Annotated in this window: 23 protein-coding genes; 5 read left to right on the plus strand and 18 right to left on the minus strand. The window is 63.5% G+C overall.

Going from position 1 to position 22736, the window contains the following annotated elements; translation table 11 throughout:
* Positions 1-3 precede the first annotated feature (3 nt).
* The 3 genes from NCS03_RS15025 to NCS03_RS15035 all read left to right on the plus strand — a co-directional run bounded on the left by NCS03_RS15025 (position 4) and on the right by NCS03_RS15035 (position 1827).
* Complete coding sequence (locus NCS03_RS15025; RefSeq protein ID WP_250529338.1) at positions 4-156, plus strand: hypothetical protein; 153 nt, start codon at positions 4-6, stop codon at positions 154-156.
* Between the two features lie 300 nt (positions 157-456).
* Positions 457-1005: a contractile injection system protein, VgrG/Pvc8 family gene (locus NCS03_RS15030; RefSeq protein ID WP_350029359.1), complete on the plus strand. Its 549-nt coding sequence runs from the start codon at positions 457-459 to the stop codon at positions 1003-1005.
* Between the two features lie 84 nt (positions 1006-1089).
* Positions 1090-1827 carry a putative type VI secretion system effector gene (locus NCS03_RS15035; protein ID WP_250529339.1) on the plus strand — a complete coding sequence of 246 codons (738 nt, stop codon included), beginning with the start codon at positions 1090-1092 and terminating at the stop codon, positions 1825-1827.
* Between the two features lie 128 nt (positions 1828-1955).
* Here NCS03_RS15035 and NCS03_RS15040 read toward each other — a convergent pair whose 3' ends face one another.
* From NCS03_RS15040 to NCS03_RS15055, 4 genes are all read right to left on the minus strand, one after another.
* Positions 1956-2945 carry an amidohydrolase family protein gene (locus tag NCS03_RS15040; protein WP_250529340.1) on the minus strand — a complete coding sequence of 330 codons (990 nt, stop codon included), beginning with the start codon at positions 2943-2945 and terminating at the stop codon, positions 1956-1958.
* A gap of 2 nt (positions 2946-2947) precedes the next feature.
* Complete coding sequence (locus NCS03_RS15045; protein WP_250529341.1) at positions 2948-4255, minus strand: MFS transporter; 1308 nt, start codon at positions 4253-4255, stop codon at positions 2948-2950.
* Positions 4256-4335: 80 nt separating this feature from the next.
* Complete coding sequence (locus NCS03_RS15050; protein ID WP_250440409.1) at positions 4336-5610, minus strand: CaiB/BaiF CoA transferase family protein; 1275 nt, start codon at positions 5608-5610, stop codon at positions 4336-4338.
* The gene (locus NCS03_RS15055; protein ID WP_250529342.1) at positions 5607-6590 is read right to left on the minus strand and encodes a hydroxymethylglutaryl-CoA lyase; all 984 of its coding nucleotides are present in this window, start codon (positions 6588-6590) and stop codon (positions 5607-5609) included. The genes NCS03_RS15050 and NCS03_RS15055 overlap by 4 nt, the downstream gene beginning before the upstream one ends.
* A 156-nt stretch (positions 6591-6746) precedes the next feature.
* Between NCS03_RS15055 and NCS03_RS15060 the strand changes: the two genes are divergently transcribed.
* Complete coding sequence (locus tag NCS03_RS15060) at positions 6747-7541, plus strand: IclR family transcriptional regulator (protein WP_250521514.1); 795 nt, start codon at positions 6747-6749, stop codon at positions 7539-7541.
* A 391-nt stretch (positions 7542-7932) separates the two neighbouring features.
* Positions 7933-8778: a sugar phosphate isomerase/epimerase family protein gene (locus NCS03_RS15065; RefSeq protein WP_250529343.1), complete on the plus strand. Its 846-nt coding sequence runs from the start codon at positions 7933-7935 to the stop codon at positions 8776-8778.
* Between the two features lie 3 nt (positions 8779-8781).
* Here the strand turns inward: NCS03_RS15065 and NCS03_RS15070 are convergent, their stop codons facing one another.
* The 14 genes from NCS03_RS15070 to NCS03_RS15135 all read right to left on the minus strand — a co-directional run bounded on the left by NCS03_RS15070 (position 8782) and on the right by NCS03_RS15135 (position 22680).
* Positions 8782-9561, minus strand: a complete 780-nt coding sequence (locus NCS03_RS15070) for an enoyl-CoA hydratase/isomerase family protein (RefSeq protein ID WP_250529344.1) — start codon at positions 9559-9561, stop codon at positions 8782-8784.
* The gene (locus NCS03_RS15075; protein ID WP_250529345.1) at positions 9554-11149 is read right to left on the minus strand and encodes an acyl CoA:acetate/3-ketoacid CoA transferase; all 1596 of its coding nucleotides are present in this window, start codon (positions 11147-11149) and stop codon (positions 9554-9556) included. Before NCS03_RS15075 ends, NCS03_RS15070 begins: the two co-directional genes overlap by 8 nt.
* Before the next feature lie 4 nt (positions 11150-11153).
* Positions 11154-12314, minus strand: a complete 1161-nt coding sequence (locus NCS03_RS15080) for an acyl-CoA dehydrogenase family protein (protein ID WP_008353943.1) — start codon at positions 12312-12314, stop codon at positions 11154-11156.
* A gap of 20 nt (positions 12315-12334) precedes the next feature.
* Complete coding sequence (locus NCS03_RS15085; protein WP_250529346.1) at positions 12335-13858, minus strand: acyl CoA:acetate/3-ketoacid CoA transferase; 1524 nt, start codon at positions 13856-13858, stop codon at positions 12335-12337.
* A 1-nt stretch (position 13859) separates the two neighbouring features.
* Positions 13860-14324 carry a MaoC family dehydratase gene (locus NCS03_RS15090; protein WP_250529347.1) on the minus strand — a complete coding sequence of 155 codons (465 nt, stop codon included), beginning with the start codon at positions 14322-14324 and terminating at the stop codon, positions 13860-13862.
* A gap of 11 nt (positions 14325-14335) precedes the next feature.
* Positions 14336-15154: an aldo/keto reductase gene (locus NCS03_RS15095; RefSeq protein WP_250459113.1), complete on the minus strand. Its 819-nt coding sequence runs from the start codon at positions 15152-15154 to the stop codon at positions 14336-14338.
* 12 nt (positions 15155-15166) lie between these two features.
* On the minus strand, positions 15167-15925 hold the full coding sequence (locus NCS03_RS15100; RefSeq protein ID WP_250502740.1) for an enoyl-CoA hydratase/isomerase family protein: 759 nt from the start codon (positions 15923-15925) through the stop codon (positions 15167-15169).
* Positions 15926-15948: 23 nt separating this feature from the next.
* A complete protein-coding gene (locus tag NCS03_RS15105; protein ID WP_250459117.1) occupies positions 15949-16743 on the minus strand; it encodes a 3-ketoacyl-ACP reductase in 795 nt (264 codons plus the stop codon).
* Complete coding sequence (locus tag NCS03_RS15110) at positions 16719-17984, minus strand: TRAP transporter large permease (protein ID WP_008353936.1); 1266 nt, start codon at positions 17982-17984, stop codon at positions 16719-16721. The genes NCS03_RS15105 and NCS03_RS15110 overlap by 25 nt, the downstream gene beginning before the upstream one ends.
* On the minus strand, positions 17981-18538 hold the full coding sequence (locus tag NCS03_RS15115) for a TRAP transporter small permease (protein WP_250529348.1): 558 nt from the start codon (positions 18536-18538) through the stop codon (positions 17981-17983). The genes NCS03_RS15110 and NCS03_RS15115 overlap by 4 nt, the downstream gene beginning before the upstream one ends.
* A gap of 18 nt (positions 18539-18556) precedes the next feature.
* Positions 18557-19543, minus strand: a complete 987-nt coding sequence (locus NCS03_RS15120; protein ID WP_008353932.1) for a TRAP transporter substrate-binding protein — start codon at positions 19541-19543, stop codon at positions 18557-18559.
* A 185-nt stretch (positions 19544-19728) separates the two neighbouring features.
* Positions 19729-20757: a LacI family DNA-binding transcriptional regulator gene (locus NCS03_RS15125; protein WP_250435509.1), complete on the minus strand. Its 1029-nt coding sequence runs from the start codon at positions 20755-20757 to the stop codon at positions 19729-19731.
* A 64-nt stretch (positions 20758-20821) separates the two neighbouring features.
* Positions 20822-21637 carry a shikimate dehydrogenase family protein gene (locus tag NCS03_RS15130; protein WP_250459119.1) on the minus strand — a complete coding sequence of 272 codons (816 nt, stop codon included), beginning with the start codon at positions 21635-21637 and terminating at the stop codon, positions 20822-20824.
* Complete coding sequence (locus NCS03_RS15135) at positions 21634-22680, minus strand: Gfo/Idh/MocA family protein (RefSeq protein ID WP_175983090.1); 1047 nt, start codon at positions 22678-22680, stop codon at positions 21634-21636. Before NCS03_RS15135 ends, NCS03_RS15130 begins: the two co-directional genes overlap by 4 nt.
* Positions 22681-22736: the final 56 nt, after the last annotated feature.

Raw genomic sequence — 22736 nt, forward strand, 5'->3', positions numbered from 1 at the left:
GCAGTGGCGCTGCTGCTGTTGTCCGCCTTTACGTTCATTGAGATCGAAGGCAACTCGAACAGCATCGGCGACTCAGGCAATCACAGCGGCTTCCTGAATGTGCCGGAACTCGGCCGCACGCGCAAGGCTCCGCTGTCACGAATGAAAGCGCCGTAAGACGTGGTCATGGCGAAGCCATCCGACGCATTCATTCGCTGAAAGAAAAATCTAAGACTGCTCTGAAAAACAAGGTGCTGCGGATAAAGCTAAGTAAATGATTGAACTAAACAATGGACCTTGACAGTTCGTACTGCGAGATAAGGATGCCTCCAGGCAGTGGTTATTTATGCAAAGATCGCGCGTGCTGGTCGACTATCAGACGTCGCGGAATCGCGGAGCAACGCCCTGGGGTTCGCAGTTGTCCGCGTTGGTGTCTCTTCAAGCCGGGCGGCATAACCTTAGGGAGCTTTCTTTCGCATGTCGATGGTTGCACCAACCCAAGCATATAGCCTAACTCTGAAGCCGCAACCAGGACTCATTTCGGTGCTCGGTTTCAGTGGGCAAGCAGACATCAGTAAGCTGTATGAATACTGCATAGAGTTCACCAGCCCCATAGCCGATATTCCGATGGACCAAGTCGTTGGGCGGCCCGCGACGTTCTCCATCGAACCCGTCGATCCAGATCAGGGCTATCTCGAAAAGATGTTCGGCGCCCGGTGGAAAGACTTCAGCAAGATGCCGTTGAAGCATTCGACCCACGGGATTATCCAGCGCTTCGAGAAACTCGGCTCATCGGCCGACGAAACGCGATATCGCGTGACACTCGTGCCCAAGATCGCGGATTTGGCCAGAGCGCGAAAGAGCCGGCTGTTCCAAAAGCAGTCCGTGGTCGAGATTATCACCGACACGCTGCGCCATTACGGTTATCGCCTGGGCGTCGATTTTGATTTCAAGAGTCTGCGCGGCAAGTACAAGCGATTCGAATACGTCACCCAGTATCACGAGACGAGAGTGTATTGCGCGTGAAGGATCATGATGTGACGCGCTACCGGGACCCGACTACTCAAAGTAAGGAATTTGAAACAGCAATGGTTAACCCCAGGTGATTAGATGAAAGATTGTGAACAATCGGTACGAAACTTCGTCTTGCTTCGCGGCAGGATGGAAAACTTCCAACGCACGCGACGTAGTCACGACTTTGTACTTTCTCAGCTCGCGCAGCGCGGAGTTGGCGCAACAGCGTTGGCTTCTGCGGCTATGGGTTCTGGCGGAGCCAGCATCGGCCTGATCAATATGGCGATGAACTCCGACGAGGAGGCGGACTGGGTCGAGTTTGAGTTGGATGGAAAGTCAATACGAGGGTGGATGTGGTTGATGCCGATGCGCAAGGGGGATGAGGTTGAGGTCGTAGCTGAGTTGCTGCCCGACGGACGATATATGGCCTATTCGGTGCAAAGGGTATCAGATAGTTTAGTCGCTATTTGTCCGCACGTCTTTTGTGGAAGAAAGCCGTATCAGAGGCTGATCGCAAAATATCTGTTCTGGCTCTATTTATTCGCATTCTGTTTTTTGGCGATCGGCGGCGTTAAGGCTTCAGGCGAAGGTCTCGATGGCGGGATGGTCGCAATGTTCTTGTTCTGGATGTTTATCGGTGGTGCGGGGATGTTTGCGCTGATATTCCTGAGAGTTAGAAAGAAGGCGATGCGTTTCTATTGTCTTGCGGAGGATATATTCAGGACGTTTGGTTGGGAAAACGTCGAAAGCATCGATCTGCGCGCGACATCGAAAGAAAACCGAAAAGAGAATCGGTCCCCGAACTTCGGTCGGTATTACTTTCGCTATAAGTAGCGTAGCGCGAAAGAGCGCATATCTTCCCGTTGCATCGAATAAAAGTAGATCATCAAATTTTGGTAACTACTATTTTCGGTACAAATAGACCGTGGAACGATCTTTCACTCTGAGCAGCTGTTTTCCAATCACGAGCATTTAAGCGAAGCGAGCCATGCCTGATTTGATTCTCCTAGGCGATGCCAGCGTTCGAATCGATTGTGCCGATGATCGGCTGGCCGCTCACCTTTTTCGAAGTCGAAACCGTTGATACGCATTCCGAGTCCGCCCACCTTCACATAAACGTTCGGCAACCGCGCAAGTTCGCGCATCGAACGCGACCATGCATCGAAGACCTCCTTGCGCTGATCCGCGTAGCTGGCGATTCTGACCACTCCCCCACAGTGATTGACGATGAACGGCGTGTCAGGATTTGCCTTCGCCAAATCGAACAATTCGGGAAGCTGAGGGAAGAACAGCCATGCGTCGTAGGAGAGGCCCAAGGCTTTCAACTGCGCGACGCCCGCACGATAACCGGAGTCGAGCAGAAGCCCGCGAGGAACTGCCGAAAGCGGGTTCACTAGCGTGGCGTCCGCATCCCAGGTTACGAGGTGCCGTACACCGCGCAAGCGGCCGTCGCCGGCCTCGAGTTCCGCTTCGAGTACGTCTCGCACGGCAGCGCCGCGACGGAGATCCGCGTATCCGACGATGCCCTTCGCTACCTGCGGCTTCTCTTCCTGCATCGGCGCGGTGACTTGAGCCACATACTCCACTTCGCCGATCGGCCGCATCGGTTCCGGACCCGTGGTGCGGTACCGCGTAAGCGCCTGCATGAAGACAGACGCGGTAATGTTGTGCCCGGACCGTGCATCCTCGAGATACTCGTCGAGCAAATACGTCCAACCCGGGCGCTCATAAAAGTGGTGATGCGCGTCGATGATCGGCATCTCCGGTTCGAGCGCCGCTTCCTTTCCGGATGCAAGCCACTCTGCCCGAACTGGCAGGTAATTGCTGGTCGTACTCATACTGCGCGTTTCCTCTTTGGCGAATGCGTGGCGCACGCTCAGCGCGGGCATCGCGATGGATGCGGCGACCGCGCCAAGCAGCCGGCGCCGGTGAATCGATTGAAGAGTTTGCATGGTCACTTTCCCTTGTTGAACGCGTAGAGGGAAAGCGTCAGCAACGTCGTGAACGCGAGTACGACGGCCAGACCGATCATGCCCGCGGTGAACGTGCCGAAACTATCCTTCAGATAGCCGACCAGATACGGACCGGCAAAGCCGCCCAGCGCGCCGATGGAGTTGATCAGCGCCAGTCCGCCGGCGGCCGCCTGACCCGACAGGAACCGGGCAGGCAGCGTGTAGAAGATCGTTCGGCCTGCGATGGTGCCGATCAACGCCAGCGTGATGCCCGTCAACGCAGGCACCAGTTGCTGAAAATATGTCGAGATGCCGAGCGCGACCGCGCCGATGAAAAGACCAGCCGCGAGGTTGGCGATATGGCCACCGCGGCGATCGACGCGCTTCGCCCACCACAAGAGCGCGATGGTCGCGAAGAAATACGGCACCGCCGATACCCAGCCCGTCTGCGTCACGCTCATGCCGTGCGCCTTGAGCATCTGCGGCAGCCATATGCCGATGCCGTAGGAGCCCATCGTGAAGCCGAAGGAAATCATCGCGAGGATGTACATCCGCACATCTTTGAGCGCTGCGCCGAAATCCTTTTTCTTCTGGCTCGCAGTGCCCTCGCGATCGAACGCGCTTTGCAGCGCCTGACGCTCCTCGGGCGAGAGCCACTTCGCATCGGCGGGTTTGTCCGCGAGGATCTTCAGGACGAAGAAGCCGAGAATGCACGCCGGCAGGCCTTCGACGATAAACATCCATTTCCATCCGGCAAGGCCGAGCAAGCCGTCCATCTTCAGCAGCCAGGTCGACAGCGGTCCGCCCACTAGCGACGAAAGCGGCGTCGAGACCGTGAACCATGCGAGCACCCGAGTGCGATAACTGGCCGGAAACCACACTGCGAGGAAGAAGATCACGCCAGGGAAGAATCCGGCCTCGCCGATTCCCAGCAGAAGACGAATCACGTAGAAGCTCGTCGGTCCAACCGCGAGCGCCGTCGCGGCGGCGAAGAAGCCCCATGTGATCATGATGCGCGCGAGCCATCGCCGGGCGCCGAAGCGATACAGCGCCAGGTTGCTCGGCACTTCGCACAGGCAATAACCCGCGAACATGATGCCCGCGCCCCAGCCGAACTGCGTCGCGGTCAAGCCGAGGTCGCGGTTCATCGTCAGCGCGGCGAACCCGACGCTGGTGCGATCGAGATAGTTGAAGAAATAGGCGAGCGCAAGCAAGGGGATGAAACGCCACGCGGCCTTTCTGACGGCCTGCTGTTCGAGCGTCGTATCGACCGCGCTCTCGGCCGTCATGTTCGATGAAATGGATGTCATGCTTCGTCTCCGGACGGAACACCCAACGCGCGGGCTCATGCCGGCCTACGCGAAGCGGCGTTCCTTTTATGCTGTTGTGCTCAGGCGCTCGCCAGTTCGTTGGCGGAGGGACTGGAAGGATCGTGGGAAAAGGCCGCCTGGCACTTCACGATGCCGGCGTCCGCCAACTGCCTCAGGTCTTCCGATGAGTAACCCAGCTCCAGAAGCAGCGCCTGCGTGTCCTGACCCAGCGAAGGCGGACCTGCGCGAAGCCGCAGACGCTCGCCGCCAAGGGTCAAAGGCAGCAATGCGGTCTTCGTCTGTACTGCTTTGCCCGCGCCGCTTGCGTCGGATGGCAGGGTGACATCGGCAAGTCCGTCCGTTGCGAGCAGATGCGGATCGTCGAAAAGATCCTGCGGCTTCGTGATCGGCGCGTACGGCAGCCCGCAGCGCTCGAAGATGGCGCCGATCTCGGCAGCAGTGAACGCTTCCATGTGGGCGCGAAGCCGCGGCATCAGCCATTCGCGGGCTTGCACGCGCTGATTGTTGCTGGCGATACGCGCGTCGGCCTTCAGATCGTCGAGGCCGAAGGCATCGCAGAAGAGCGCCCATTGCGTATCGGAGACGACCGCCAGGAAGATCTGATCGCCGTTCTTCACCGAAAAGACGTCATAGACTGCCCAGGCCGAAATGCGGCTTGGCATCGGCGCGGCGGTTTGTCCCGTCACGGCGTATTGCATCATGTGCTGCGCCACGAGAAACACGTTGTTCTCGAACAGGGCGCTCTGCACCTCTTGTCCGCGGCCGGTCCGCTCGCGTTGTGCCAGCGCCGCCATTGCGCCGATCGCGCCGAACATGCCGCCCATGATGTCGTTGACGCTCGTGCCTGCCCGCAAGGGTCTGCCTTCGGGACCGGTCATGTACGCGAGACCGCCCATCATCTGCACGACTTCGTCGAGCGCGGTGCGATGGTCGTAGGGACCGGGCAGGAAGCCCTTGTGCGACACATAGATCAGACGAGGATTGAGTCTGGACAAGGCCGAATAGCCGAGGCCGAGCTTGTCCACGGTGCCGCTCTTGAAGTTCTCGCTGAAGACATCGGCGTTCGCAAGCAGCTTGTGCACGATCTCCACACCGCGCGGGTCTTTCAGATCGACGGCGATGCTTTTCTTGTTGCGGTTGAACGTGCTGAAGAAGCCTGCTCCCGAGCCTCGCAGATTGCGGGTGCTGTCGCCGGTGATCGGCTCGACCTTGATCACTTCCGCGCCGAGGTCTGCCAGCACCATGCCGCACGTCGGCCCCATCACCATGTGCGTCATCTCTACGACGCGCACGCCGCTGTACGGCAAGGACTGATCCGAATGCACTTCGCTCATTGCGCCGCTCCCAACAAACAGCCTTCCGGCTGGGGCGCACTCGGCGCGCGCCCGTCTGCGTACGAGAAACCTTTCGGCAATCCCGCGTCCTGTACGTGTCCGTAGAGCGCTTCGCCCGGAAGCGCCTGTGCGAGGATCGAGCGCGCGGCAATGAGCTTGTCGATGTCCATGCCCGTGTCGTAGCCCATCGCCTCGAGTAGAAACGCGAGGTCTTCGGTAACGATGTTCCCCGTCGCGCCCGGCGCGTAGGGGCAGCCGCCGAGGCCCGCCTGACTCGAATCGATCGTGGTGACGCCGGCATCGAGTGCCGCCACGACATTCGCCAGGCCTTGACCGCGCGTGTTGTGGAAATGAGCGCCGCCCGCCTTCGCGCCGACTTCCGATTGCAGCCGGCGAAACAGGCGGCGAACCTGAACGGGGTTGGCATAACCGCTCGTATCGGACAGGCCGATTTCGTCGACACCGCATTCGGCCATCGCGAGGCACATGCGCATCGTCTGGTCGTCGGTCACGGTGCCCGCGATCGTGCAGCCGAATGCGACCGATACACCCGCTTCGATTTCTGTTCCGGGGAACTGCTCATCGCGCAGCGCGACGATGCTGCGCACCTCATCGATCAACTGCGCGGTCGTTTTGCGGACATTAGCCAACGCGTGTTCATCGGTGACGGACACCGGCAACGTGACTTTATGGACGCCGGCTTCGAACGCGCTTTGCGAGCCGCGCAGGTTCGGCGCCAGTACAGCGACACGAAGGTCCGGAATGGATAACGCGTGAGCGACGACTTCGCGGATATCGGCCATTTGGGGCAGAAGTTTCGGCGGAACGAACGATCCCACTTCGATCTCCTTGAGTCCCGCTGCCGCCAGCGCGGATATCCACTCGAGTTTCGCGGGCGTCGGCATGACGCTTCGGATGCTCTGCAAGCCGTCGCGCGGGCCGACTTCGCTGATCAATATTCGGCGATGTGAGGCGCTCATTTCGCTCCTTAGTTCTGTCAGATAGACCTGTGTTTTGTTAGAGAGAACTTTAGGCGAAGACGTTTATCGCTGAAAGCGGGGTTAACCCCGGATTTCAGAACTGGAGTTCTACTGGATAGAACTGTATAGTCGTGGAATTTGATTCGGGAGCGGTGCATGACCAAGGAAGACCAGCCGTCCGATACGAACGAGGCGTCGAGCGGCGTCGCCGTTCTTGACCGGGCGTTCGCCATACTCAATGCCTTCGGGCCGACCGACGACCGGCTGACCCTGACCGAGCTTTCACGCCGGACCGAGCTTTATAAGAGTACGGTTTTGAGACTGCTCGGCGCTTTGGAGCATGGCGGATTCATCCGGAAGCTGAGCGACGGGCAATACGCAATCGGTCATCAGCCGTTGCGGCTTGCGACGCTCTATCAGCGGTCGTTTCAGGTGGGGCCTGTGATCGAACCGTTGCTTCAGCAGTTGAGCCGGGACTTGGGCGAAACGGCCAGTTTCTACGTACGCCAGGGCGATCAACGTCTCGTGTTGTATCGCGTCGAACCTAGCCGCAGCGTTCGGGTATCGATTCGCGTCGGAGAGGAGTTCGCGATCGATAAGGGCGCCTCCGGCAAAGTCCTGCTCGCGTTCTCGGAGACACAGGATCCGCGCTGGCAAGAGATCCGCGAACGGCTATGGGCCACCTCGTTTGGCGAGAGGGATCCGGAAACGGCATCGGCCTCGGTGCCCGTGTTCGATTCGACCGGCGAGTTGCAGGGCGCGTTGACGCTTTCAGGACCAAAGGGCCGTTTCGATGCTCCGGCGGTCATCGACGCAGCATTGGCGATGTTGCTCGATAGCGCGCGGCGAGCGACCGTCGCACTGGGCGGAAACGGATCGAGATATGACGCGAGCATCGCGAGCTTCGTGAAAGCGCCGCCAGCCGCCGATGGAAGCGAGCGCTCTGCCTGAAGGACGGCAGTCACATGCTTTCACGCACACGCCGCACGGATGAAGTCGGGAATCTCGACGGCTTTCAGCTTTCCATCGGCTTGTTTGACACACAGCGCGCGCGTCGCGCGAAATTCGCAGATCAGCGTTTCACCGCGCACGATCCGATGCCGCTGAACGTAACGCGGCCGCATAGCACTTGCTAGATCGATCTACTTGCCTTAGAGTCTTTTGACCAGGCCGAGCGTGCCCTGACCGCCCCGCCCAGGTCGATGCACGAACAATCTGCTCGCCGATAACGCGACCCCGACGCGGCCGCCGCGCTCGGCCTCGCGGGCAAACGTGGCCCGCGTGATCCGCACGATGGCTGCGTCGACGGCGGCCCGATGATCCAACGTTTCTGAGGTGAACCATGCGTGAACTTAACGGGCGCGGCGATCTCTGCTGCATCAACACGGGCACGCTCGGCTATCGCGAGCCGATCGAAGTGACGGCCGGACGCATCGCCGAACAGGGCTTCGGCTGGATCACGCCGTGGCGTCAGGAAATCGACGAGAACAACCCGCAAGCAGCCGCCAGTGCGATCCGCGCGGCCGGCCTGAAGGTCGGCGCGTATTGCCGCACGGCGTATTTCGCGGCCAACGACGCCGCGGGCCGTCGCGCCGCGATCGATTCCAACCGCCGCGCGCTGGAAACGGCAGCCGTGCTGGGCGCGCCGATGCTCGTCGCCGTCGTCGGCGGGTTGCCGCCCGGTTCGCGCGATATCGACGATGCACGCGAGCAGATTCTCGACGGTCTCGCCGCCTTGCAGCCGACGATGAACGAAACAGGCGTGCGCGTCGCGCTCGAGCCCTTGCATCCGGTGTACGCGGCCGATCGCAGCCTGCTCAATACGCTCGACCAGGCGCTGGACTGGTGCGACCGGCTCGACCCGTCGCGCGAGGGAGGCTTCGGCGTGGCCATCGACGCTTACCATGTCTGGTGGGATCCGGCGCTGATGCCCGCCATCGCGCGCGCGGGCGACCGCATCCTCGCGCTGCACGTATGCGACTGGCTGGTCGAAACCCGCGATCCGTTGCAGGACCGCGGAATGATGGGCGATGGCGTCATCGATCTCAAGCGGCTGCGCGCGGCGGTGGAAGCCGCCGGTTACGACGGTCCCCTCGAAGTGGAGATTTTTTCCCGGCTCGACTGGTGGGCGCGCCCGGCCGACGAGACGTTGCGGATCTGCCGCGAGCGCCTGTTCGAGTGCTGCTGAGCATCAACGTCCGACGTAAATCGGCGGCCGCTTCTCGCTAAAACTGCGGATGCCCTCCGCGGCATCCTCGGTGCTCGCGGCGAGCGCGCCCGCCATCGCTTCGAGAGTCGAGCCTGTTTCCTCGCCGCTGGCGGCGTTGAGCAACTGTTTGGTCAGTTGCAGCGCCACCGGTGCGCGCGCCGTCATGTCCAGCGCCAGTCGATGCGCGCGTTCCAGCACGCGGTCCTGCGGCACGACCTCGTGCACAAGGCCGCACGCCCGCGCGTCCGCGGCCGTCACGCGCGCGCCGCTCAAGGCGAGGTATTTTGCGTGGCTCGCGCCGGTCAGACGCACGAGCCGCTGCGTGCCCGACCAGCCGGGGCAAGTGGCAATCGATGCCTCCGGCAGCGCGAAACGGGCCTCTTCGGCCGCGATACGCACGTCGGCCGTGATCGCCAGTTCCAGCCCGCCGCCGAAGGCATGACCGTTGATCGCCGCGATCACGGGCTGACGCAGCCGCGCCCATTGGTCGAAGACCTGATGACCTCGCCGCACCCAGTGGCGCCACATGTCCAGCGGCCCGAGCGCGGCCCATTCGTTGATGTCCGCGCCGACGCAGAACGCCTTCACGCCGCCGCCCGCGAGGATGACGACGCGCGTCTCATCGCCGGCTTCGATCGCGCGGGCCGCATCTTCGAGTTGATCCAGCATGGCGGGCGTCAGCGCATTGAGCTTGTCCGGCCGGTTCAGCGTGACGATGGCGACAGCCGCATCGCGAACGATGGAAACGAAGCGATCAGTCATGGCGTCCTTCGCGAGGTTTGAGCCGGAGTCCGAAGGGCGCATCGGTGAAAAGCGCTGCATTCATCTGACGCAGATCCGAGGCGACCTTTAGCGCAACCTCGGCCTGATCCAGAATGTCGCGCTGCAAATCCACGCCGGGAGCGATCTCGCGCACGGTCAGCCCGTCATCGAGAAGATCGATGACGCAGCGTTCGGTCACGTAGGTCACGCGCTGCCCGCGCTCGCGCCCCACGCGGCCGCTGAACGTGATCTGCTCGGCCGTCCGGACGAACTTGCGCGTGCGGCCTTCCTTGACGATCGCGAGCCTGCCACCGCCGACTTCCAGCTGCGCGCCCGCGGTGAAAAAGCCCGAGAACACGATGCGGCGCGCATGAGCGGTGATATCGACGAAACCGCCGCAGCCCGCCGTCAGATACGGTTTCGACGCGAGCCGGGAGACATTCACGCTGCCATCGGCGTCGACTTGCAGAAAGGACAGCAGTGCGATGTCGAAGCCGCCGCCCTGAAAATACGTGAACTGATTCGGCGACGCGACGATCGCGTCCGCGTTCGATGCGCAACCGAACGCGAACCCGAGCAAAGGCATGCCGCCGATCGCGCCCTGTTCGATCGCCCACGTCACTTCGCCGTGCAAGCCTTCCTCGAGCAGGATGCGCGGCACATTGGCCGAAATGCCGAAGCCCAGATTGGCCGCGTACCCATGCGCGAGCTCCATCGCGGCGCGGCGGGCGATGACCTTCTCCGGTCCCCACGGCGTCGGCTCGAACGAATCCTTCGGAAGCGTGATCTCGCCGCTGATCGCGGGATCGTAGGGCGTCTGCGTGGTCTGCCACTGGTCCGGATCGACCACGACGTAATCGACCAGATTGCAGGGCACCCGCACGTCGTGCGGCCGCAGCGTGCCGGATTTCACCACGCGCTTGACCTGCGCGATCACGATGCCGCCGTTGTTGCGCGCGGCCAGCGCCTGATCGATGCCGCCCAGCAGCGCGCCTTCGTGTTCGTAGCCGAGATTGCCCGCTTCGTCGGCCGTGGTCGCGCGGATGATCGCCACGCGCGGCGCGATCGCCGGGAAGTAGAGCCAGTCATCGCCATCGAAGGACACCTTGCGCACGACCGGACGCGCGGCGGCGGCGGCGTTCATCGCGCAGCCCTGTAAATCGGGATCGACGAACGTGCCCATTCCGACCTTGGTCAGCACGCCGGGACGCTTCGCGGCGGCGTCGCGGTGCATGTCGAACAGGATGCCGCTCGGAACGTTGTAGGCCTCGATTTCGTTGTCGGCGATCATGCGCCAGATGTTCGGCATCGGCAGCGACGACGGGCCGCTCGGATACGAGCCCGCGAGCGTGCGCGCGAGCAGCCCGGGCCGGGCGAGATGATCGATGCCCTTGACGCCGTACATGTCGCCCGCGGCGATCGGGTTCAGCGTCGTGAGGTCGCGCGGCTGTCCCTCGCGCTCGAAGCGCTCGCCGATGGCCGCGAGAATCTTATCGGGGCAGCCGAGCGCGCTGGACGAGCTGATGCTGACGACATCGCCGGTTCGCACGAGCCTGGCCGCCGCGTCCGCGGTAATGAGCTTTCTCATGTTTTTATCGATGAAGGTCGAACAGCGCTGCGCCGCGCTTCATCGCGTTGCGGGCGATGATGCCGCGATGAATCTCCGAGGTGCCGTCGAAGATGCGATAGACGCGCGCATCGCGGTAATAGCGTTCGATGGCCAGCTCCTTGCAGAAGCCCATGCCGCCGAAGACCTGCACCGCGCGATCGACGACGCGCCCAAGCGTCTCGGAAGCCTGCACCTTGACCATTGAAATCCAGTCGCGCGCGTCCTGTCCCGCGTCCATCATGCTCGCGGTGTTGAGCAGCATCAGCCGCGCCGCGTTGATCTCCATCACGCTGTCCGCGATGAGTTGCTGGATCATTTGAAAATCGCCGATGCGCGTGCCGAACTGCCGCCGTTCGCCGGCGTACTCGATCATCATTTCGAGCACGTGCGTCGCCTTGCCGATGCCGCGCGCGCCGATCAACGCGAGGCGCACGCGGCCGAGCATGTTCATCGCGAGTTTGAAGCCTTCGCCCTGTCGTCCGATGAGGGCCATCGGCTCTAGCGGGACGTCGTCGAAGAAGAGTTCGTGGTGCGGCGTGCCGCGAAGACCCATCATCCGTTGATCGCGGCCGACAGTGAAACCCGGAAGATTCTTGTCGACCGCGAAGAGCGAGATTTCCTTCTCGCCGGTGCGGGCCGAGACGAGAAAGAAATCGCTCCATTGCGCATCGCTGATGAAGTGCTTGCTGCCGTTCAGCGCCCAGCCGAACGACGTCTTGCGCGCCGTGGTTTCGATGCCCTGGGCGTCCGAACCCGCGCCCGTTTCGGTGATCGCGAGGCCGCAGGTTCGCGCGCCGGCAATCGCCGGTTTCAGCCAGCGGTCGATCTGTTCGCCTTCGCAGGCGAGCAGCGCGTCGTAGACGTTGCCGAACGCGCGCCGCACGAGTATGTCGGAGCTGTGGCCGAACTGCTCCTCGCATAGCATCGAATCGACCGTGTTCAGTCCGCCGCCGCCGAGTTCGGCGGGCATGTTCACCGCATAAAGACCCAGCGCCCGCGCCCGCGCCTGCAAGTCGCGGGCGATCTCGGGCGCGAGCGCGCCTTCCTCTTCCACTTGCTGTTCGAGCGGCTGCAACTCGGACCGGACGAAGCGGCGCGCGGTCTCGATCATCATTTTCTGCGTGTCGCTCAGCGTGAAGTCCATCGATCTCTCCGATTCGAGTTTTAGTCCGCACTGGTCGCGGCGACACGCAGCGACGGATGCAACGAGACTTCGAAGGGCATACGTTCGAGCACGTCGCGAACGAGGTCGACGCCCGGCGCGATTTCGATCAGCCGCAAGCCTTCGGGCGCGAGTTCGAAGACGGCACGCTCGGTGACGTAAAGCACTTGTTGGCCGTCCGCGCGGGCGCGCTTGCCGCTGAACGTGATGTGGCGCACTTGCTCGACCAGCTTCGGGACCGCGCCGTGACGCCGGATGCATACTTGCCCGTCTTCCAGCTCGACTTCAAGCCCCTTCGCCTCGAACGTGCCGCAAAAGACGACCTTGCGCGTGCGCTGCGTGATGTCGACGAAGCCGCCCGGCCCGACGATGTTCTCCCCCAGCCACGAGACGTTGACGTTGCCTTGCGCGTCGAGTTCGCCCATGCCGAGGAACGCGATATCGATGCCGCCGCCGCTGAACAGGTCGAACTGATCGGTGGACTTGAGGATCGCGCTCGCATGGCGCGTGGCGCCGAACAGATCGCCGCCCAGCAGTTCGCCGTTGTGCGATCCCTGCTCGATCACGGTCCAGCTGATGTCCACGCCTTCCGCATGCGCCACCGCGGGAATGCCATCGGGCAAACCGTAACCGAAGTTGACGCACGCGCCGGGTTCCAGCTCCTTCGCGGCGCGTTTCGCGATGATGTAGCGGATGCCCTCGGGCAGCGGCGGCGGCATGCGCGTGGCGGGCGCGGGCGCTTCGCCGCTGATGGCCGGATCGTAGTGCCCGCTGGTCGTCTGCTTCTGATCCGCGTACACGCAGATATCGTCGACGAGAACGCCCGGCACGGTGACCGCGCGCGCCGGCGTGATCGGCGTGGCGCATACGTCGCGCACCTGCGCGAACACGCGGCCGCCGCGGTTGTGCGCGGCGAGCGCGGCGGCGAAAGCGTCGATATCGGCCGGCTCTTCGCGCGATGTCAGATTGCCCTGCATGTCCGCCGTGGTGCCGCGCACGATCGCGAAGTCGATTTCGAAGGGCTTGTACCAGAGCAGTTCCTTGCCGCCCAGCGTGACGACTTCGACGAGATCGTCCCGCGCGCGCAGGTTGACGCGCCCGCCCCCGTGGCGCGGATCGGCGAAGGTATCGAGGCCGATGTGCGTGACGAGCCCGTGGCGGCCCGCGCCGGCTTCGCGGATCAGCGTCTGGATCACGCCGGCGGGCAGGGTGTAGGCCTCGATGCGTTCCTCGCGCGCGAGCTTCTGCATCGGCTTGGACCAGGTCCAGTGGCCGCCGATCACGCGCTTCACCATGCCTTCGTGCGCGAAGCGGCTGATGCCGCTCTTGACGCCGTCGCCGATGCCGAGGCCGTGGATCAGCGTGAGATCGCGCGGATGGCCCGTCGCGAGAAAGCGGCGCTCGATGGCTTCCGTGATGTGATCGGGTTCGACGAGTCCGCCGCCCGAGCCGCTCAATACGACGACCGCGCCGTCGAAGATCGCCGCCGCCATGAAATCCGCATCGGTCAGGTGTGCACGCTTCATTTCATCGCTTCTCGTTGTCCGTCCGTGCGCCCGCGCGGACCATCAGCACGTTGATTCCGTCCTGGATCAGCACGCCGTCCTGGTTGTGTACTTCGACCTGCAAACGCACGATGCCGCGATCGGAGCGGCGCGTCGGACGCTTGTCCAGCACGCGGATGCGCCCCTGGACGCGGTCGCCGATCAGCACCGGTTTGTGAAAGCGATACGTCCACTCGAGCGTCGCGACGGCGGCAAAGCGCGTCGCCGCGCGGTTCTTGAGGCCGTCGAGCATGGCGAGGCACAGCAGACCGTGCGCGACGCGGCCGGGAAAGCCGACATCGCGGGCGAATTCGTCGTCCATGTGGACATCGAAGAAATCGCCCGAGATGCCCGCGAACTGCACGACATGGCTTTCGGTGACCACGATGCCCGACGTCGTGAAGCCGAGGCCGGGCTCGATCTCGTCGAAGAGCAGGGGATGGCTCATGCGGTTCCTTATCAGTCGAACTCGGGCGCATACGGCACCCGTTCGCGATTGACGATGCGGTAATTGGTGTCGTTCAGCGCGTCGATTCGATGCATGTCGATGCTCGACAGCGTGAAGTCCATCACGTCGAAGTTGGCCTCGATGTTCCTGCGCTGCGTCGACATCGTGTTGATCGGGACGCCTTTCTGGAGAATCCAGCGCAGCGCCACCTGCGCACCCGACTTGCCGTAGCGCGCACCGATTTCGTCGAAAAGCGGATAGTTGAAGATTTCGCCGCGCGCGACCGAGCAGTACGACGAAAGCGGAATGCCGGTCTCGATGGCGGTATCCATCAGCACACGCTGGTTCAAGAGCGGATGGAACTCGACCTGATTGGTGACGAGCGGCAGCGCGGTCGCGGCTTTCGCGGCGCGCATCATCGCGGCGTTGAAGTTGCTGACGCCGATATGACGCGTCAGGCCCGCGCGCGCCGCTTCTTCGAGGCGCCGCACGGAAGGCGCGACGTTGCCGTCCGCGGGCGGCCAGTGCAGCAGCAGGACGTCGGCCTGCTCGATCTTCAGCTTCTCGAGGCTTTCGCGCAGCGACGGCATGAAACGTTCGTCGGAATCGTTGGCGGGCGCGATCTTGGTCGTGATGCACAACTCGTCGCGCGGGATGCCGATCGCCCGCAGCGACGAGCCGACGCCGAGTTCGTTGTCGTAGAGCTGCGCGGTATCGATCGCGCGATAGCCGGTTTCGATCGCGTCCGTCAGCGCGTCGCGCAGTTGCTGTCCGTTGAGCGGCCAGGTGCCGAAAGATCGTTGATGCGTGCGTTGGAAAAGTATGTTCATGGTGTCGTGACATCAGAAGACGGCGGCCGTCTTCGCGAAAAAGGCGCGGATGCCGAGCTCCGCGTCGGGACTGGAGCGGACCGCGAGCGCGGCCGATGTATAGGCTGCGTGCGGATCGTCGTGGTCATCGACGATCAGCGCCTTGGCGAGCGCGGCGGCGCGCGGCGATACGCGGCACAGGCGCGCGGTCCATTCCTGCAACTGCGCTTCGACTTCCTGCGGCGCGCAGACCGCATTGACGATGCCCCACTGCAGCGCGGTCGATGCATCGATCTCCTGCGACAGCAGCACCGCTTCGAGCGCGCGCCCGCGGCCCGCGATGCGCTGCAAGCGGTCGCCGCCCTCCCAGCCGGGAATGGCGCCGATGGAAACTTCCGGAAAGCGCAGGCGCGCGCCGGTGCCAGCGAGCCGCAGATCGCAGCACAGCGCGAGTTCCAGGCCGCCGCCGAAGCACAGTCCTTCGATGACGGCCACGGTCGGGCAGCGCAGCCGTTCGAAGCGCCGGAACACCGCGTTGCCTTCGCCGACCCATTGCGTCGCGAATGTCTCCGGACTCAGCGCCGACCATTCGCGGATGTCGGCGCCGGACGAAAACACGCCGCCCGGCGTGCCGCGCAGCACGACGGCGCGAATGCCGTCGTCCCGGTTGATTTGCGCGATCTGCTCGTCGAGCGCGGCCAGCATCGCGAAGTCGAGCGCGTTGGCCTTGCCCGGATTGCTGAGTTCCAGCACGAGCACGGCATCTTCGCGACGCGAGAGAATGTGTCCCATCGATGGTTCCTCGGTCGTCATGGTCACAGGCGCGGAACGGAGAGCGCGCCGTCGACGTTGAGCACGCTGCCCGTCGCGAACGCCATCTGTCCGCAGACGAGCGCCGCGACGGCCGACGCGACGTCCTGCGGCGCGCCCCAGCGCTTCATCGGGACGATGCCGCCGGCGATGCGTTCGTCGTAGCGCGCGGCGACGCCTTCCGTCATCGGCGTGCGGATGATGCCGGGGCGCACTTCGAATACGCCTATTGCGAGCGGCGCGAGGCGCAGCGCGAACAGCTTGGTGAGCATGCCCAGCCCGGCCTTCGACATGCAGTATTCGCCGCGCTCCGTCGACGCGAGTTCGGCGCTGACCGACGACACCGAGACGATGCTGCGCGAATCTTCGCTGCCGATCGCGGCCATGTGGCGCGCCACGGCCTGCGTGAGAAAGAACGTGCCGCGCATGTTGATATCGACGACGCGGTCATAGGACTGCTCGTCTACCTCCAGCAGATCGCCGCGCTGCCCGGCCGAGACGCCCGCGTTGTTGACGAGACAGGTGATCGGCCCGCAGTCCGAAACGATGCGCTCGACGAGCGCGCGATGGGCGGCGCTATCGGCGAGATCGTGCCGGTAAAAGCGTGCGCGCGCGCCGTGCGCTTCGACGGCGGCCATCGTTTTGTTCGCGTTGTCGTCATCGATGTCGATCAGCGCGAGATCGAACCCGCGCGTCGCCAGCTCGATCGCGATGCTCGCGCCGATGCCGCGGCGCGCGCCGGTGACGAGCGCGAGCGGCGGGGCGCGGCGCGGCGTCAGTACAGGAGATGAGGTAGCCATTCGGAGAACGCCGGCACGAAAGCCAGCAGCAGGATGGTCACGAACATGATGGCCATGAATGGCAGCATGGGCCGCACAAGATTCACCATTCGGATGTTGGCGACGCCGGTGACGATGAAGCAGGCCGTGCCGATCGGCGGCGTCACGAGCGAGATGCCGACGATGGCGATGGCGAGAATCGCGAAATGGATGTCGCTGAAGCCGGCGTCCTGCGCGATCGGCAGGAATAGCGGAATCAGCAGGATGAGCGCGGGAATGCCGTCGAGCAACGCGCCCAGCAGCCAGAACACGACCACGATGAACACCGTGAAGACGAACTTGTTGCCGGTCAGTTGCGTAGCGAATTCGGCGACCTGCTCGCCGACCGAGTTGTACGCCAGCATGTATCCGAGAATCTGCGCGACGCCGACGAGCGACAGCACGATTGCGCTGGTGCGGCCCGCCTTGATCAGAATGCCGAGCCATGCGCGGTTCGGAATGGATCGCTGCACGAGCGTGATGATCGTCACGTAGGCCACCGCCGCCGCAGCGGACTCGGTCGCCGTGAAGAAGCCCATGAAGATCCCGCCCAGGATGATGATCGGCGCACCGAGCGCGGGGATCGCGAGCATGAACGCGCGGCCGAGCTCGCGCACGCTGAAGTGGACCGGCGCGACGGGCGGCTCGGAGCGCGCGCGATACATGATGATGAGCATCTTCGTGATGCCGACCAGCAGGGCAGGCAGCGTCGCCGCGAGGAAGAGCTTCGTGACCGACATGTTCGCGACCGTCGCCAGCACGATGATCGTGATCGACGGCGGAATCAGAATGCCCGTGCCGGCCGCCGCCGCGATAATCGCGGACGACCATTCCTTGCGATAGCCGGCTTTTTCCATCGACGGCAGCATCGCCGAACTGATCGCGGCGGCATCCGCGTTGACGGAGCCGCTCAAGCCGGAGAAGACCATCGTCGAGGCGACGGCGGAAACGCCGAGCCCGCCGGGCACGCGGCCCACCAGCAGATTCATGAAGTTGACGAGGCGCCCGGCCGAGCCCGAATGAAAGAGAATTTCTCCGGCGAGGATGAACAGCGGCACGGCGAGCAGCGTGAACGAATCGACGCCGTGATACATCGCCTGCGCGATGTTGGTCAGCGGCAGGCCTTGCATCAGGCCGTCGATGGTGCCGACCGCGCCCAGCGAAGCGATGATCGGCGCGCCGGCGACGACGAATAGCGCGAGCAGTCCGACGGTCAGAATCATTGCGTCCTCGTCTCGGTATGGCCGTGGCCGTGTTGCGCGCTTTCGAGGTTAGCGTGGGCGGCCAGGTCCCATGCGTGCGCCGCGAGATGCAGCAGACCCAGCGCGCTGCCGGCGGGAATCGCGGCGAACGATATCCATTGCGGGATGCCGCTCGGCGTCATCTGGTTGAGCCCGAGCTGCATGAACTGCCAGCCGCCCCAAGTGAGCGCCACGAGCAGGAAGCCCATCAACAGCATCTGCGCGAATGACGCCAGCGCGAGCCATCGGCCGCTCAGCTTGTCTTCGAAGAGTTCGAAAGCGACGTGCACCTTGTCGCGCACGCCGACCGCGATGCCGATGAAGGTCATCCAGATCATCAACGTGACGCTGACCTCGATGTTCCACGAGAGCGAGACGTGGAAGACGAAGCGGGACAGGATGCCCGCAAGAACGACGCAGAAGATCGCGAAAACCAGGACCGCTATCAGCAGGTCTTCGACGCTCGCGAGCACGCGCAACACCGCAACCTTGTTGATGCTGTCCCGTGGCTCGCGCGAACGCGGATCGGGTTTCATGTCGGGAACCTCCGGCGGTTATCCGAGGGCGGGCAGGTAGGTGCCCAGTTCGGCGAAGTTGGCGCGGTACTTCGTATAGATCGGCTTGACCGCTGCCTGGAACGCGGGAAGATTCGCGTCGTTGAACGCCACGCCGGCCTTCTTCGCTTCGGCCAGATACTTCGCATCGGAAGCCAGCCACAGATCGCGTTCGTGCTGCTGAGCCTGCGCGGCGGCTTCCTTCACGGCGTCCTGTTTCTTGGGGTCGAGCGAGTCGAACCACTTCTTGCTGGCGAGCATCGGATCGATCGAGAAGAAGTGATTCGTGTACGAGTAGTGCTTCGCCACCTCGCTGTGATGCTGCTGAACGAAGAACGTCACCGAGTTCTCCGCACCATCGACGACGCCCTGCTGCAACGCGGAATAGATTTGCGTCGTGTCGAGCGGCGTCGCCTGTGCGCCGAGCTGGTTGAACGTCGCGATCATGATCTGATTGCCTTGCGTACGGATCTTCAGGCCCTTCAGATCGCCGGGTTCGTTGATCGGACGCGTGCGGTTGTAGACGCTGCGCAAGCCCGAGTCGAACCAGCCCAGCAGCACGAAGCCGAGATTGTCGAGGATGCCCGCATAGGCCTTGCCGAGCGCACCGTCCTGAGCCGCGAAGAGCGACTTCCGGTCGGGAAACGCGAAGGGCATCGCGAAGAGTCCGAGACGCTTGTCGTAGCCTTCCAGATCCGCCACGTTGGTCACCGTGACTTCGAGCGTGCCGTTGCGCAGTTGCTCGTTCATGCGCGTGTGGGAGCCGAGCACGCCGTCCGGAAATACGCGCGCGTCGAAGCCGGTCGTTTCCTTCAGACGCTTGGCCATCAGATTCTCGGTGATGACCTCGGGATTGTGGCGGTCGACGACATCGCCGATGCGGATCGTCGGGGTGTCGGCGCTCGCCAGGCGCGGCAGGCAACCCGCGGCCGCCGACGCAGCCGTGAGCATCAAAATCTTGCGGCGAGAAAGCAGATAGTCATGCATGTCTCGGACTCCTATGGGTCTGATGTCCATATTGCATTGCGACGAAAAAGGCGCGAAGAGACGCTGCCGATGCGACTGCGAAAATCTGTTAGATCGATCTACTACAGGGTAAAAGCTGCGCGGATACGGTGCAAGGAGATTTTTATAAGGGAAACCCGAACGGAGCACGTCCGGGTATGAAGCGCTTATTTGCGCGCGCCGCAGGTTCCGCGGATGACGAGAACCGGCTCCGAGACGATGCGCGTGGGCGTGCGCGAAGGCTCCGTCATGCGCTTGAGCAGCAGATCGGCGGCGGCGCGGCCGATGTCGTCCTGCAAGACCTGGACCGTGGTCAGCGGCGGCTCCCAGAGTTCGGCTTCCGGCACGTCGTCGAAGCCTACGACGCCGAAGTCTGCGCCAGGCTCGATGCCGTGGGCGCGCAGTCCGAGCATCACGCCGAACGCGACGATGTCGTTGCCGCATACGACGGCCGTCGGCGGATTCTTCAGCGCGAGCAGTTCGGTGATGATGCGCTTTCCGTCGTGACGCGTGAGCGGCGACGGCACGAGCAGCCGTTCGTCGAGTTTGATCTTCGCGTCGCGCAGCGCGTCGCGATAGCCCTCGGCGCGGTCGCTGCCGGTCGACGCGCGCATCACGCCGCCGATCATCGCGATGCGTGTGTGCCCGAGCGAAATCAGATGCGAGGTCGCGAGCGCCATGCCGCGACGATTGTCCACGCCGACGTAATCGGCCTTGAGGCCCGGCACGTAACGCGAAGCGAAGACGCACGGAATGCCCCACGCGAGCACCTGACGCATCTGCGCGGCCGTCGTCGATTCGGTCGGACAGACGATGAGACCGTCGATATTGTGCTGCCGCACGGTATCGAGAAAGCGGCCTTGGCGTTCGAGCGATTCGTCGGTGTTGCCCAGCAGCGTGATGAACCCTTGCGTGCTCAGGCTCGCCTCGATGGAGCGGACGAGCATCGTGAAATACGGATTGGCGAGGTCGTTGACGACGACGCCGACGGTGTTCGTCTGATTGCTGCGCATGCCCGCCGCATGGCGGTTGTAGACGTAGCCTTTGCGCTTGAACGCTTCCAGCACGCGCTCGCGCGTGGCTTCGGAGATGCGCGGGCTGTTGCGCAGCACGAGCGAGACCGTTGCGCGGGACAGGCCGAGATCGTTTGCGATGTCCAGCAGCGTGACGGGAGAACCTGGTTTGCCTCGGGTCATTGGAACGGTCGATGAGTCGTATGCCCGGAGTGTATCCGAATCGGCCGCGAGATCCGTCTTCCGGTCAGCCATGCGCGATGCCGAAGAACTCGGCGACGATCTCCGCCTGATTCTCCAGCAGATGACGCCCGAGATGGATGCGGTGGCCGCGTTCTTCGGCCTGACAGAGCAGTTGTGTGCGTTCAGGCTTCATGATGATGTCCGCCACCAGCACGCGGCGGTCGAGCCGGGCGATGTCGAACGGCAACGGATCTCCGGCCGCCATGCCGCACGGCGTCGCGTTGACGACCATATCGACATCCGCGGGACTGGCGCTTCCGGCCGAGACGTTCACATCGGGATAAGCGTGTGCAAGCTCCGCGATCAGCGCGTCCTGCTTCGCGCGATCCACATCGATCAATTGCAGCGCTTTCACGCCCGCGCTGGACAGCGCATGCGCGAGCGCTTTTCCGGCTCCGCCCGCGCCCGCCTGAAACACCGACATGCCGCGCGGCTCGTGGCCCTGTTTTCGCAGTCCGCGCGTGAAGCCTTCGCCGTCGTACATCTCGCCGACCCATTCGCCCGATTCGACGCGGCGCATGCAATTGATCGCGCCCACTTTCCGCGCAATCGGCAGGAGCCGGTCGACGAGGCCGGTCATCGATATCTTGTGCGGCACCGTGACGACGATGCCATCGAGATTGCCGATCGTCTTCAGCCCGGCGATGGCGGTCGCGAGCGACGCGGCGGGAATCTGCATCGGCACGAGCACCGCGTTCACGCCCATGCGCTGGAATATCTCGTTGAAGACGAGCGGCGAGCGCGCTTGCGCAATCGGATCGCCGACGATGGCGAAGAGGCGCGTGTCTCCGGAAACAGCGGCGTTCAGTGCGAAAGTCATGATGACGAGTCCGGGTTGACGATCATGAGTCGATGCTCATCCGACGAGGCGATCAGCGCGTCGATCAGCAGATGCGCATTCAAGGCGCTGCGCAATGACGCGACCGGCTCGATTCCGTGCGTGGCGGCGTCGATGAAATTGGCGATCACGGCCTGATGGGCGTGATGAGAGAAGGCCATCGGGTTCGCGCCTGAACCGAGCGAAGCGGTTTCGCCTTCGTCGAGCGTGGTGCCGTCCATGTACTGCACGACGAGCCTGCCGCCGCCGAGCGTCGCGCTGCCGTTGCTGCCGCTCAATTCGATGCGTTCGGGAAAGCCGGGAAAGATGGCCGTGCTGGCGTGCAGCGACGCGACGCAGCCGCTTCGGTATCGCATGACGCCCGCGACGGTGTCCTCGCATTCCATGCGGTGCGCGCGGCTCGTGATCGCGTAGGCGAACACTTCGTCGGGAAGGCCGACCAGCCACAAGAAAAGATCGAGCGTATGGATGGCCTGCGTCATCAGCACGCCGCCGCCGTCGCGCTCGCGCGTGCCGCGTCCGGGTTCGTCGTAATAGGACTGCGGACGCCACCACGGAACGGCGATGCTCGCGCTGTGGATGTCGCCGAGCGCGCCCGCGTCGAGCAATTGACGGAGCTTGCGCGCTGCGTCGCGCGTGCGATGTTGCAGCACCGCAGCCGCGACGATGCCGCGTTGCTCGCATAGCGCGACCAGCTCGCGCGCGCGAGACGTGGTGACGTCGATGGGCTTCTCGACCAGCAGATGTTTGCCCGCTGCCGCGATCATCGCGCCGAGTTCGAGATGCGTGTTCGGCGGCGTCAGCAGCAGCACGCCGTCGACGTTGTCATCGGCGAGCGCCGTGTCGAGATCGAGCGTGACGCGCGCATGCGGCAATTGTCGGGCGAAAGCGCTTGCGCGTTCCCGCGACCTCGCAACGACATACCGAACGGTCGCGCGGTCCTGCAAGGCCAGCAGACTCGCCAGATGCGGCGCGGATGCCATGCCCGCGCCGACGACTGCGAGCTTGAAACCGGTCTCGTTCATGTCTATTGTCTCCGTTGAAAGACAATAAGGTAGATCGATCTAATTGTCCAGCCGCC

The organism is Caballeronia sp. ATUFL_F1_KS4A (assembly GCF_023630905.1).
Taxonomy (GTDB): Bacteria; Pseudomonadota; Gammaproteobacteria; order Burkholderiales; family Burkholderiaceae; genus Caballeronia; species Caballeronia zhejiangensis.